This window comes from Streptomyces sp. JLYT201, from assembly GCF_059448825.1.
The window spans coordinates 1,967,203-1,979,562 of record NZ_CM182551.1; the positions used below are offsets into that span (position 1 = coordinate 1,967,203).

The following is a 12,360-nucleotide window of genomic DNA, read 5'->3' on the forward strand; positions in this document are numbered from 1 at the left end:
CCGCACCCCCGGCACCACCCTTCGTCACCCCCGTGACACACCCCTCACACCCCCGCACCCCCGCTCTCCCCGGAGGTTGATCCGTGTCCCGCACCACCGTGTCGAGTTCTGCCGCGATACCACCGCTCCCCGATGAGGAGCAGCGGCTCAGGGAACTCGGCTACCAGCCCGTCCTGGCCCGCCGCATGGGCGGCTTCGGCAACTTCGCCATCAGCTTCTCCGTCATCTCCATCCTGTCCGGCTGCATGACGCTGTACGGCTTCGGCCTCGGCACCGGCGGGCCCGCGGTGATGATGTGGGGCTGGGCCGGAGTCGGCCTGATGGTCCTGTTCGTGGGCCTGGCCCTGGCCGAGGTCACCAGCGCCTATCCGACCTCCGGCGCGCTCTACTACATGGCGGACCGGCTCGGCGGCAGGCGCTGGGGCTGGTACACGGGCTGGCTCAACCTCCTGGGCCTCCTCGGCGCGATCGCGGGCATCGACTACGGGGCGGCGCTGTTCAGCGGCGCCCTGCTGAGCATGCACACCGACTTCACGCCGACGGCGGGATCCACCTTCGTGATCTTCCTGGGCATCCTGTTCGCGCACGCGCTCCTGAACCTGTTCAACGTCCGGCTCGTCAGCCTCCTGAACTCCATCTCCGTGTGGTGGCACCTGGCGGGCGTCGCGGTGATCGTCGGCGTCCTCGCGATCGTCCCCGACTCGCACCAGTCGCCGTCGTTCGTGTTCGGCGAGTTCGTGAACGACACCGGCTGGTCGAGCCCGCTGTACGTGTGCATGATCGGCCTGCTGCTCGCCCAGTACACGTTCTCCGGCTACGACGCCTCCGCGCACCTGTCGGAGGAGACCTCCAACGCCTCCGTGACCGCCGCGCGCGGCATCGTGCGCGCCATCTGGGTCTCCTGGGTCGCCGGGTTCGTGCTGCTCGCCGGGCTCACCTTCGCCATCCAGGACTACGTCGGCACCCAGGAGAGCGCGACCGGCGTACCGCCCGCGCAGATCTTCATCGACGGGCTCGGCACCTCCGGCGCCACCGCGCTGCTGCTCATCGTGATCGTGGCCCAGCTGTTCTGCGGCAACGCCGAGACGGCCGCTGCCAGCCGCATGGTCTTCGCCTTCAGCCGCGACAACGCCCTGCCGGGCTCCGCGGTGTGGCGCAAGGTGAGCCCCAAGACGCAGGTGCCGGTGCCCGCCGTGTGGCTCTCGGTCGGCCTCGCGGGCGTCATCGCGCTGCCGTCGCTGTACTCGGAGACCGCGTACGGCGCCGTCACCGCCATCAACGTCATCGGCATCACGCCCGCCTACGCCATCCCGATCCTGCTGCGCCTGAAGGCGGGCGACCGGTTCCGGCCGGGGCCGTGGAACCTGGGCCGCTGGAGCAGGCCCGTGGGCTGGATCGCGGTGTGCTGGGTCGCCTTCGTGACGGTCCTTTTCTGCCTCCCGCAGTCCTCGCCGGTGAACGTCGACACCATGAACTACGCGTCCATCGCGCTCGCCGTGGTCCTGGTCCTCGCCACCATCTGGTGGTTCGTCGCCCGCCGCACCTACAACACCCCGGCCGCGTACGGCACGGACAAGGAGCAGGCGGAGATCGCCGAGGGCATCATCTAGCGCTCCTGCCGCGCGGGGCGGGGCCCGACCCCCGTCCGGGCCCCGTCCCGCTCCGCCCCTGCCCTCGCTCCAGTCAACTGGCGTACGCCGGCGCGGAGTGAGGAATTCGACCACGTTCGAATTGGCCGGGTTCCGCGTCGCGCGCGCCACGGGCGGCGCCTAGCATCCGGTGACGTGATCCACGCGCATCTGGACGCGGAGTCCGTCGGCCGGATCCGGCTCGCGATATCCCCGGTGAACGAGGCCGTCTGGTGGCTGCGGTACGCCGTGAGCGGCGGGCGGCACCCGGTGTTCGGCGACCCGGGGGCCGCGGCCCGCTGGGCGCTGCGCCGCCCCGACGTGCGCCTGGTCGCCCAGTGTCTGTCCGTGCCGGGCGGGCCCACGTACATGCCGGACCTCCTGACGCCCAAACCCGCCGTGGGGCCCGCCCGTCGGGCGTTCGCCGAGCAGGTGCAGGCCATCGGCGGCACCCCGCCGGAGGAGGCCGCGTTCCAGGTGTGCGAGATGCGCTTCCTGAACGGGCCCGTGCCCGGGGACGTGCTGGACGCGGTGGAGTCGGGCACCTTCGCGGAGCGGGCGGCCAACGGCCTGCGCGAGTTCTGGCAGGACGCCGTCGCCGACGGCTGGTGCGGCCTGAAGTCGGTGCTCGACGCCGATCTGGCCGCCCGCGCCGCGGAGTTGGCCACGCACGGCGTCGGCCACGTGCTCAGGTCCCTGCACTCCGACGTCACCTGGGCCGACGGCTGTCTGACGGTCCGCAAGAACTACGAAGAGACCGTCCGCTTCCAGGGCGCCGAGTTGGTCCTGGCCCCCATGGCGGCGTCCTGGCCCCGGGTCAGCGTGCAGGTGGGCGCGCCGGGCAACGCGGTGCTCGGATACCCGGCGACGGGCATCGGCGCAGCCGCCGACCGGCCCCGGCGCCCGGCCGTGTCCCGGCTCCTCGGCAGGAGCCGGGCCGCGCTGCTCGGCGATCTCTCCGCGCCCCGCACCACGGGCGAACTCGCCGCCCGGCACCGGCTCGCGCCCGCCACGGTCTCCTACCACCTGGGCGTGCTGCACCGCTCGGGCCTGGTCCTGCGCGAGCGCGACCGGAACGTGGTCCTCTACCGCAGGAGCGCGGAGGGCGACGCGCTGCTCGGCGGCTGAGGCCCGGCGGCTCCCCCGCGCGCCGCCGCGCCCGCCGCGACGAGGAGGTCCGCCGTCGCGGCGTGGGAGCCCGCCCGCGCCCAGTCCAGCGGGGACCAGCCCGTGCCGCCGTCCTCGCGGAGGTTCGGGTCCGCGCCGTGCGCCAGCAGTTCGCGCACGGTCGCGGTGTGCCCCCAACAGGCCGCCGCGCACAGGGGCGTGCCCTCCGCGCCGAGCCCGGCGCTCTCGGCGTCCGGGGCGGCCCCCGCCCTCAGGAGCACCCGGGCGACCCCCGTCCTGCCGTTCACGGAAGCCTCGTACAGCGGGGTGGTGCCCTCGCTGTCGGGGCGCCCCGGGTCGGCCCCGGACCGCAGCAGCGCCCTGGCCCGAGAGGCGTCGCCCGCCCTGATGGCCTCGAAGAGACGACGGGAGTACTTCTTTCGCTTGCGTTGGTTCACGGGGCCGAGGCTAAGGGCCGGGCAGCGGGCGTGACCAGCGAATTCAGTCGTCGAAGCGCTCCGTGTACGCCTCGGTCGGCGGGTAGGGCGACGACCTGGTCATCCCCGCCGACCAGAAGCTCGAGGTGCCCGGGACGCGCGCGACGTCGTTGACGTACGGCGAAGGGGCGGGGCCCGCGGGGCCGCGCACGACGGTCCAGGTCCCCGCGTCGTGGCGCAGATACGTACTGCGGCTCTGGTCCTGGTAGTTCCAGGCCGAGATCCACGCCGGGCGGCCCTGGGCGTCGCCCGCGATCGAGGACAGCGAGCCGAGCGTGAAGCCCGCCTCGACCGGGTTCCAGGCGGAGCCGTCCCAGTGCCGCAGGATGGGGTTGCCGGGACGGCCCGGCGGTCCGCCGACGCCGAACTCGTTGCCCACCGCCCAGACGTCGTCCGCGGCGACCGCGTGCACGTCGGCGATGGTCTGCCGGAGCCCGGCCAGCGGCGGCAGCACCGTCCACGAGCCGTTCCAGCGGGCCACGAAACCCGCCCAGCCGCCGCCCGCCGCCTGGTCTCCGCACACCCAGACCTCGTCCGGCGCGCGCACCACCACCCGGTACAGGTTCACGCCCGCCGCGGGCAGCGGGTCGAGCCAGCGCCACCGCTGCCCGTCCCCGAGCAGCAGCCGGGCCGAGCCGCCCCGGGTGCCGCTGATCCACACCCGCCGGTCGGGGCCGACGGCCACCGCGCTCAGCCGCACGTCCGGCTCGCCCTTGCCGGGGAACGCGGCTTCCCGCCAGGTGGTCCGGTCCCAGCGGAGCAGCGGGCTGGCGCTGCCGGTGGGCGCGCCCACGCTCCACGCCGCGTCGGCGCAGACCCCGGCGACGTCGCTCAGGCGCCCCGCGTAGGCCAGGTGGGACAGGTCGGTCCTGGCCCAGGCGCTGCCGTTCCAGACCATGGCGAGGGCCCGCGCGGGCGACGAGGTGCCCTGGGCCTCCTCGCCCACGGCCCAGGCGAGGCCGGGCCCGGCGGCGGCGATCCGGCGCAGCTGCGCGGCCGGGGTGCTGCCGGGCGCGGGCACCGCCTGCCAGCCCCCGGCGCGCGGCGCCGGCGCGGCGGCGCGCGCCGCGGCCGGGCCGAGCGCGATCCCCGACAGCGCACCGAGCGTCCCTGACACGAATCGCCTTCGTCTCACGACTGGTCCCCTCCCCACGGGCCGGGCGGACGGAAGGGACCACAGTGGGCCGTCACGAGGGGCGGGGTCTAGGTACGCGGGTGACAAACCGGGGCACCCGCGGACTGCCCTACGGCTCGCGGTCGTTGAGGATGCGCTGGAACAGCCGGTGGTCCTGCCAGGCGCCGTTGATGTGCAGATAGGCGGGGGCGAGGCCGTACTCCGTGAAGCCGCACTTGGCGAGCACCCGCTGCGAGGCCGCGTTGTGCAGGAGGGTGCCCGCCTCCAGGCGGTGCAGCCGCAGATCGGCGTCGGCGGCCGCGCACACCGCGGTCACGGCGGCGGTGGCCAGGCCGCGCCCGGCGTAGCCCACGTCGGTCCAGTAGCCGAGGTTGGCGCTGTGGAGCGGGCCGCGGACGATCTGGGAGAGGGCGATGCCCCCGGCGACGACGGGGGCATCGCCCGCGCCCGCCCCGGACTCGTCCCACAGCAGCCAGCGCGCCCGCTGCCCCTCCGCGCGCTCCTGCTCGTACGCGCGCAGGAGCGCGAGCTGCCCGGCCGTCGTGAAGAACTCGGGCGGGCGCCGCGGGTCCCACGGGCCGAGGTGCGCGCGGCTGCGGTCGTGGGCGCGGGCGAGGGCCTCGGCGTCCGCCGTGGTCGACGGGCGCAGGACGATGTCGTCGGTGAGCCGGACGGTGCGCAGTTCCACGGTGTGTTCCCCCTGTTCCCCCTCGCCCGCCATCGCTCCCGTCACATCCCGCCCGCGACGCGGAGCACCGCGCCCGTCGTGTACGAGGCGTCGTCCGACAGGAGCCACGACACGGCGCCCGTGATCTCCTCGGGGCGGCCGGAGCGGCCCATGGGGATGAGGTCGGCGAGCTTCGCCGGGCGCTGCGGGTCCTCGTGGAACTCGGTCCAGATGATGCCCGGGGCCACGCAGTTGACGCGGATGCCGAGGCCCGCGACCTCCTTGGCGAGGCCGACGGTCATGGCGTCCGTGGCGGCCTTCGTGGCGGCGTAGTGGACGTACTGGCCGGGGCTGCCGAGGGTGGCGGCGGCCGAGGAGACGTTCACGATCGCGCCGCCGCCGGTGCGGGTCATGTCGCGCACGGCGCGGCGGGCGCAGAGCAGATAGCCGAGGACGTTCACGTCGAGGGCGCGGCGCATGCCCTGCGCGTCGGCGTCGGCGAGGGGGCCGTTGGGGCCGCTGACGCCCGCGTTGTTCACCAGGCCCGTGACCGGGCCGAGTTCGGCGGCTGCGGTGTCGAAGAGCCGGTCCACGTCGCGCTCGTCCGCCGTGTCGAGGGCGACGGTGACGCAGCGGCGGCCGGCCGCGCGGACGGCCGCCGCGGCCTTCCCTGCGGCCTCGGCGTCCGAGCGGTAGCCGATGGCTATGTCGTGCCCGTCCTGGGCGAGCCGCAGGGCGACGGCGGCGCCGATGCCGCGGCTGCCGCCGGTGATGACCGTCACGTTCACGGGTGCCTCCGACCGTCCGGGATCTTGTCGCCGCAGTGTAGGCACAGCCGTGCGACCCCGGGGTCGCGGGCGGACGAGCGGGAGAAGGGGCCCGCTCGCCCGCCCGCTCGGCTCACGGGGCGAGGCACCCCGTGGCCGGCACCTCGGCCGGGACGCCGGGACCGGCGAGGTCCACGAGGCCCGTCACCTCCTGGACGGCGCAGTCGACGGTGGCCACCGGGTCCGGGACGGCACTCGCGGGCGCGGCGAGGGCCCCGAGGACAGCGAGCGTTCCGACGGCGAGGGCAGCGATACGGCGCATGAACAGCCTTTCTGCGGACGAGACGGGTGATCTCCGCAGGGCTGCCCGCCGGGTTGTCCCGGTATCCGCCCCGTCACCCGGAAGAGGCCGCTGAATCGATCCCGCACGGGGCGCGGGACGCGGGACGCGAGGCGCGCGGGGCGCGGGGCGCGCTACACCTTCTCGGGTGCCTCGGGCGCCGCCTGTTCGGCCGGGAGGCTGTCCATGAAGGAGCTCACCGAGAACACCGCGTTGCCGGGGCCCGCGGGGCCGTATCCGGGCGGCGAGGAGAGCCCGAACTCGGCCATCGTCGCGCGGTACTCCTGGAGGAGCCGCACATGGTACTCCAGCGGCGCGCCCAGCGGGTTGGCCTTGCCGAGCGGCGTCGTGGGCTCCGGGCACCAGGTGGTGAAGCGGGGCGTGATGCCGTGCGCCATGAAGTAGCGCAGGCCCTCGACGGTGGAGTCGATGGCCTCGTTCACCGTCTTGAAGCCGAACGGCTCGGCCATCTCGACCCCCGCGACGAAGTTCGGGATGACGTTGCGCGCCCCGAAGACCTCGGCGGAGTCGAGGATGCGGCGGTGCCACTCGTCGCGGCCGACGTAGCGCTCCTTGCCGGGGCAGTACAGCTCGAAGAGGCGGCGGTCCCACACCTCGTAGTTCGGGTGGTAGATGCGCACGCCGTAGTCGTGGAAGCGCTGGACGTCCTCCTTGGGCAGCGCCTGGGCGACGACCTTGCCGATCCAGCGGCCGGGGAAGCGCTCCTCGATGGCCTTGGCGTACTGGCCGTAGAAGTCGGCCTCGTCCTTGCCGCCGATCTGCGAGGTGACGGCGCCACCGGTGAGCGTGTACGCCGTGGAGGCCTTCGCGGTGTCGTACTTGTCGATGATCTCCAGCGCCTCCAGGACCTCCTCGACGGGCTTGACGCCCGTGTAGGGGCGGCCCGCCGCCTTGTGCTGGCGCCAGTTGTGGTTGATGTCGCAGTACTGGCACTCCTCCTTGGCGCCGAAGTACTGGCAGACCCGGAAGACCGTGAGGTAGATCAGGTAGCCCCACTGGATGGTGGGCGCGACCTCCATGACCGACTTGCCGTTCGCGAGCTTGTGCCGGTAGTACTCCGGCATCGGCGGCACGCCGACGTCGGAGATGCGCTGACCGTCCAGGTAGAGGCCGAGCACGCCGTCCTCGTCGGCGGCCACGCGGTACGGGGACGACGGGTTGACGCGCACCGAGACCACGGTGCGGCGCAGCTCGTAGGGGCCGCCGGTGAGGACGATCTCCTCCGGCGGGCGGCGCAGCGCGGCGGCGCCCAGCTCGGGCAGGGTGCCGTGGTCGAAGGAGAAGATGAAGTACGACTTCGGCTTGACGTCGCCGGAGGCCTCGTTCGCGCTGTCGCTGAGCGCCGACTCGTCGAAGGCGACGCCACCGCGCAGCAGGTCCTCCTTGATCACGGCCTCGCGCGGCACCAGCGGATGCCGCTGCATGAGTCCTTCGATCAACTCCGTACGCCTGGGCATGGGGCGGGCACCTCGGATCCTGTCGGGGCTTGACTTGTTTGACGGGTTCAGCCTGTTTTGCCGGTTTTTGCGGTGTGTACGGGATCGCCGTGCACGGGGTCCACGCTAATACCGGCGCGCTCCGCATCGAATCCGGCTCCGGTCCCGGGCGCCCGGAGGCGTCCGGGCCGCGCGCGGGAGAGGGCTCGGCGCCGGGCGCGCCACCGCGCTCCGGCAGCGGGCCCGTGCCGCGGGAACCCGGGCGGCGGGCCCGCGCGTTCTCCCGTCAGCGCCCGGCCGAGACGGGCACCCCGACCCGACCCCCAGGCGGCGCCCATGATCGAGCTGGTCCCGGGAGGCAATACGCCCCTGCCCGACGGCACCCTGACGCTGCGCGTGCCCGGCCCCTTCGACCTGTCCGCCCTGATCACCGACGACGGCGGCAAGGTGGCGGGCGACGCCGACTTCGTGTTCTACAACCAGCCCGCGGCCCCGGGCGCCCGCATCGCCGGGGACACGCTGACGGTCCAGGCGCACCGCCTTCGCCCCGGCGCGAGCCGCGTCACCCTGGTGGTCAGCCCGGCCGAGCCCGACACGCCCCTGGGGCGGCTGCCCTCGATCGCGCTCCAGGTCGGCGGCCCGCGCGGGGAGCCGGTCGCGCGCTTCGCGCCGCCGCGTCCGCGCCAGGAGACCGTGCTGCTGCTCGCCGAGATCTACCGCCGCGGCACCGCGTGGAAGCTGCGCGCGATAGGCCAGGGCTATGCGGAGGGGCTCGCGGGGGTGGCGCGGGACTTCGGCCTGGAGGTGACGGAGGAGCCCGCCGCGGTGGACGGGGCCGGCCCGGCGGGCGCCGCGGCGGGCGGGCGCGGCCCCGCGAGCGAGGCCGTCACCGTCGTCATGCCCCGGCCCCGCGCCACGACGGCGCCCACCGCCCCACCGCCTCCGGCGCACGCACCCGCGTCCGGCGGCGGCTCGGCGCCCCCGGGCCCGCTCCAGGACTTCGTCACCCGGGTGAACTCCGCGCGCGGGGCCGCCGGTGCCCCGCCCGTGCGGTGGGACGCCCGCCTCGCCGAGGCCGCCCGTGCGCACGCGGCGGGCATGGCGGCGTGCGGGGCGCTCGGCTCCGAGAGCGCGGACGGCACCTCGCTGTACCAGCGCGCGGCGGCCGAAGGCTATGCGTATCTCACGATCGGCGAGCACCTCGTGTCCGGGCCGCCCACCCCGGCCGACCTCCTCGACTACTGCCTCGGCGACGGCCGCTCCCGGCACACGGTCCTGGACCGGGCCTACACCCACGTCGGCCTGGGGCAGGTGCCGGACCCGCGCTCCGGTGACGTGTTCTGGACGGCGCTGTGGGCCGAGCCGTTCACCCCGCAGGGCCTCGCCCGGTGCACGGCCGAGGTGCTCGCGCTCACCAACGGCCACCGCGCGGCCGCCGGGCTGCGGCCCCTCACGCCGGACCCCTGCCTCACCGCGGCGGCGCAGGCCCACAGCGCGGACATGATCGCCCGCGCCTTCTACGCCCACACCGCCCCGGACGGCAGCGAGCCCTGGCACCGCGCCGCGGCGGCGGGCAGCCGCCACCGCGCGGTCGGGGAGAACATCGCCTGCGGCCAGCGTTCGCCCGCCGAGGTCGTCGAGGGCTGGATGAACAGCCCGGGACACCGGGCGAACATCCTCAAGCCCTCGTTCACGCACCTCGGCGTCGGCTTCGCGGGCGGGGGCTCGGCGGGCACGTACTGGACGCAGTTGTTCGGGGGCTGACCGTGCGGTGCCGCGCACCCTTCGGCGGCCTCGACCGGGGTCTAGACCGGGACGGGTACCCCCTCGCGTGCCGAGGCGTACCCCGCCGTCACGATCCGCAGGGTGCGCAGGGCCGCTTCGCCGTCGGGGACGGTGACGCCGTCCTGGTCGGGGCCGAAGAGGAACGCGCGGAGCATGCGCGCGTCCAGGTCCACGCCGTAGGGCAGTTCGACACCGCGGCCGAGGCGTTCGCTGAAGCCGTGCACCTTCTGGTCGAAGGCGTCCATCTCCAGGGTCGCGCGCTCGCCGACGACCGTGAGTTCCAGGCCGCCCCAGGAAGGGTGGGAGCGCGGGTGGGACCAGCTGCAGTCGATGGTGGCGACGGCGCCGTTGTCGTAGGTGACGGTGACCAGGCCGCTGGTCTCGACGGGGACCTCGTCCGCGTGGAGGAGGTTGTTGGTCTGCGCGTACACCTCCACGGCACGGGCCCCGAACAGGTCGTCGAGCAGGTCGGCGATGTGGACGGTGTGGTCCATCAGGGCGCCGCCGCCCGCGAGCGAGGGGTCGGCGAACCAGCGGCGGGCGCGGGTGGGCATGTGCCCGTTGTTCGCACCGGACACGGCGAGCACCCGGCCCGTGTCGCCCGCGGCCACGGCGCGTTTGACGGCCGCGTACGCCGGGCTGAAGCGCACCGGGTGCGCGACCGCGAGGCGCACCCCGGCGGCGCGGCACGCGGCGACCATCGCCTCGCCGTCGGCCACGGTGGCCGCGAGCGGCTTCTCGCACAGCACGTCGACGCCGTGTGCGGCGGCCAGCTCCACGAGCGGGCGGTGGCGCGCGTTCTCCGAGCAGACCACCACGGCGTCGGGCCGCCGGGCGAAGGCCTCCTCGTACGTGTCGGCGTACGGGACGTCGAGGGACGCGGCGCACGCGCGGCCGCGCACCTCGCCGGGCGCGGCGGACGCGGCGTCCGGGTCGCTGCCGAGCACCTCCACGCCCGGCATGTCCCGCAGCAGCCGCAGATACGCGACCGCGTGGACGTGGGCGAACGACAGGACGGCGACCTTCATCGGGTGTACTCCTCCAGCTCCACGGCCCGCCCGGTGCGGCTCGACTCGATGGCGGCCCGCGCGACGCGCACCGCCGCCACGCCGTCGTCGGCGCGCACCCGGGGCACGAGCCCGGGATCGTCCCAGGACGCGGCGAACTCGCGCAGCTGGGTGAGGTAGGGGCTCTCGTTCATGGGGGTCGACGGGATGCCCTCGTTCGGGGCGCGCACGCCCTGCGCGGTGATGCGGAAGCCGGGCACGGCCGCCGAGTCGTGGTGCAGCAGCCCGTCGGACCCGGCGACCCGGAACGTCGTGCGGAACGGCTGGTCCGGCAGCCCCCACAACCCGTCCACCTGGCTGATCGCGCCGGAGGCGTGGGTGAGGACCGCGGTGGCGGTGACGACCTCGGCGGGGGTGCCGGTGGCCAGCTCGGTGCCGCGCGTGCGGGCGTGCACGCGGACGACGTCGCCCGCGATCCAGCGGGCGATGTCGATGTCGTGCACCATCAGGTCCATCAGGACCCCGCCGGACTGCGCGGGGTCCCCGAACCAGGGCGCCCACTGCGGGCGCGCGGCGGCCCGGGTGAAGCGAAGGACGGCGACCCGGCCGAGGTCACCGCGGACGACGGCGTCGCGCAGGGCGGCGTACGCCGGGAAGTACCGCACGACGTGCGCGGGGTGCAGCCGGACGCCCGCGGTGGCGGCGGCCGCCGCCATCCGCTCGGCGTCGGCGGCCGTCAGGGCGAGCGGCTTCTCGCACACGACGTGCCGTCCCGCGGCGATCGCGGCGAGCACGAGCTCTCTGTGGGTGGGCGTGGGGGTGCAGACGTCGACGGCGCGGGAGCGCTCCAGGAGCGCGTCGAGGGTGGGCACGGCGGTGACGGGGTGGCCGCGCCCGGCGTACTCGGCGGCGAGCTTCTCGCCCGAGCCGTCCTGGGTGTGGACGACGACGGTGGCGCCGAGGTCCAGCCAGCCGGGCAGATGGGCGCGGGCGATGCCGCCCGCGCCGAGCAGACCGATGGAAAGCGGTGACATCAGGGCGGTGGCCCCTCTCTGGACGACTGCGGTGTGGTTCCCGTGCGGCGACGGGGTGGGCATCACGTCAACTCCGCGGCACCGTCATCCCTTCACTCCGGAGGCGGCGACGCTCTGGACGAAGTGCCGCTGGAGGACGACGTAGACGAGCAGCATGGGCAGGCTCGCGATCAGGGAACCGGCCATCATCACCGGGTAGTTGGTCTCGTACTGGCCTTCCAGGGAGGTCAGTCCCGCGCTGATGGGCATGGCTTCGGGGTCGGTGTTGACGATCAGCGGCCACAGCAGGTCGTTCCAGGCCGCCATGGCGGTGATGACGGCGAGCGCGGCGAGGGCGGGCCGGATCAGCGGCAGCATGACGGACCAGAAGATGCGGAAGGAGCCCGCGCCGTCGATGCGGGCGGCCTCCTCCAGCTCCCTGGGCAGCGCGAGGAAGGCCTGGCGCAGCAGGAAGGTGCCGAAGGCGCTGAACATGCCGGGCAGGAAGAGCGCGGGCGCCGAGTTCAGGAGCCCGAGGCTCTGGATGATGTCGTACTGCGGCAGGACGAGCAGGGAGCTGGGCACCATCAGGACGGAGAGGAAGAGCCCGAACAGCGCGTCGCGGCCGCGGAAGCGCATCCGCGCGAACGCGTAGGCGGCCAGGGAGCAGAACACGAGCTGGCCCGCCGTGCGGCCCAGGGTGTTCAGGGCGCTGTTGGTGAGCATCTCGCGGAACGGCAGCGCCGTGAACACCTCGTCGAAGCTCGCCCACCTCCAGTCGTCGGGCAGGAACGTCGGCGGGACGCGGGAGACCTCGGCGAGCGACTTCAGGGCGGTGAGGAGCTGCCAGCAGAACGGGAAGACCATCACCAGCGCGCCGAGCCCGAGCGCGAGGTGGGTCGCGACCGACCCCGGCAGGAACCGGGGGCGACGGGAACGCCCGGCACCTGACGTCAC

The 12,360-nt window shown here is 74.4% G+C and carries 12 protein-coding genes; 3 read left to right on the plus strand and 9 right to left on the minus strand.

From position 1 onward, the window contains the following. Positions 1-83: 83 nt before the first annotated feature. Positions 84-1,610: an amino acid permease gene (locus AC5WAM_RS07665; RefSeq protein WP_366790625.1), complete on the plus strand. Its 1,527-nt coding sequence runs from the start codon at positions 84-86 to the stop codon at positions 1,608-1,610. Positions 1,611-1,784: 174 nt separating this feature from the next. Next, positions 1,785-2,756 (plus strand): ArsR/SmtB family transcription factor, encoded by a 972-nt coding sequence (locus AC5WAM_RS07670; protein WP_366790626.1) that lies wholly within the window; start codon positions 1,785-1,787, stop codon positions 2,754-2,756. Here AC5WAM_RS07670 and AC5WAM_RS07675 read toward each other — a convergent pair. The 6 genes from AC5WAM_RS07675 to AC5WAM_RS07700 all read right to left on the minus strand — a co-directional run bounded on the left by AC5WAM_RS07675 (position 2,714) and on the right by AC5WAM_RS07700 (position 7,619). Then, on the minus strand, positions 2,714-3,193 hold the full coding sequence (locus tag AC5WAM_RS07675; protein WP_495522073.1) for an ankyrin repeat domain-containing protein: 480 nt from the start codon (positions 3,191-3,193) through the stop codon (positions 2,714-2,716). The genes AC5WAM_RS07670 and AC5WAM_RS07675 overlap by 43 nt on opposite strands. Before the next feature lie 43 nt (positions 3,194-3,236). Then, a complete protein-coding gene (locus AC5WAM_RS07680) occupies positions 3,237-4,367 on the minus strand; it encodes a hypothetical protein (RefSeq protein ID WP_495522074.1) in 1,131 nt (376 codons plus the stop codon). Positions 4,368-4,476: 109 nt separating this feature from the next. Further along, entirely contained in the window at positions 4,477-5,088 is a 612-nt protein-coding gene (locus tag AC5WAM_RS07685) for a GNAT family N-acetyltransferase (RefSeq protein ID WP_495522075.1), read from the minus strand. Between the two features lie 8 nt (positions 5,089-5,096). Next, complete coding sequence (locus AC5WAM_RS07690; RefSeq protein WP_495522076.1) at positions 5,097-5,822, minus strand: SDR family NAD(P)-dependent oxidoreductase; 726 nt, start codon at positions 5,820-5,822, stop codon at positions 5,097-5,099. Between the two features lie 112 nt (positions 5,823-5,934). Next, on the minus strand, positions 5,935-6,123 hold the full coding sequence (locus tag AC5WAM_RS07695) for a hypothetical protein (protein ID WP_366793291.1): 189 nt from the start codon (positions 6,121-6,123) through the stop codon (positions 5,935-5,937). Between the two features lie 152 nt (positions 6,124-6,275). Beyond that, complete coding sequence (locus AC5WAM_RS07700) at positions 6,276-7,619, minus strand: radical SAM protein (protein ID WP_366793290.1); 1,344 nt, start codon at positions 7,617-7,619, stop codon at positions 6,276-6,278. A 315-nt stretch (positions 7,620-7,934) separates the two neighbouring features. Here AC5WAM_RS07700 and AC5WAM_RS07705 point away from each other — a divergent pair, with 315 nt between their 5' ends. After that, entirely contained in the window at positions 7,935-9,362 is a 1,428-nt protein-coding gene (locus AC5WAM_RS07705; RefSeq protein WP_495522077.1) for a CAP domain-containing protein, read from the plus strand. Between the two features lie 41 nt (positions 9,363-9,403). Here AC5WAM_RS07705 and AC5WAM_RS07710 read toward each other — a convergent pair whose 3' ends face one another. The 3 genes from AC5WAM_RS07710 to AC5WAM_RS07720 form a co-directional block, all read right to left on the minus strand. After that, complete coding sequence (locus AC5WAM_RS07710) at positions 9,404-10,411, minus strand: Gfo/Idh/MocA family protein (protein WP_495522078.1); 1,008 nt, start codon at positions 10,409-10,411, stop codon at positions 9,404-9,406. Further along, on the minus strand, positions 10,408-11,424 hold the full coding sequence (locus tag AC5WAM_RS07715) for a Gfo/Idh/MocA family protein (protein ID WP_495522079.1): 1,017 nt from the start codon (positions 11,422-11,424) through the stop codon (positions 10,408-10,410). Before AC5WAM_RS07715 ends, AC5WAM_RS07710 begins: the two co-directional genes overlap by 4 nt. Positions 11,425-11,508: 84 nt before the next feature. Beyond that, complete coding sequence (locus tag AC5WAM_RS07720; RefSeq protein WP_366793286.1) at positions 11,509-12,360, minus strand: carbohydrate ABC transporter permease; 852 nt, start codon at positions 12,358-12,360, stop codon at positions 11,509-11,511.

Excerpts from the sequence above, each read along its gene's own strand:
- AC5WAM_RS07710 (WP_495522078.1), bottom strand. The coding sequence starts at position 10,411 with ATGAAGGTCGCCGTCCTGTCGTTCGCCCACGTCCACGCGGTCGCGTAT.
- AC5WAM_RS07715 (WP_495522079.1), bottom strand. The coding sequence starts at position 11,424 with ATGTCACCGCTTTCCATCGGTCTGCTCGGCGCGGGCGGCATCGCCCGC.
- AC5WAM_RS07700 (WP_366793290.1), bottom strand. The coding sequence starts at position 7,619 with ATGCCCAGGCGTACGGAGTTGATCGAAGGACTCATGCAGCGGCATCCG.
- AC5WAM_RS07695 (WP_366793291.1), bottom strand. The coding sequence starts at position 6,123 with ATGCGCCGTATCGCTGCCCTCGCCGTCGGAACGCTCGCTGTCCTCGGG.
- AC5WAM_RS07685 (WP_495522075.1), bottom strand. The coding sequence starts at position 5,088 with ATGGCGGGCGAGGGGGAACAGGGGGAACACACCGTGGAACTGCGCACC.
- AC5WAM_RS07705 (WP_495522077.1), top strand. The coding sequence starts at position 7,935 with ATGATCGAGCTGGTCCCGGGAGGCAATACGCCCCTGCCCGACGGCACC.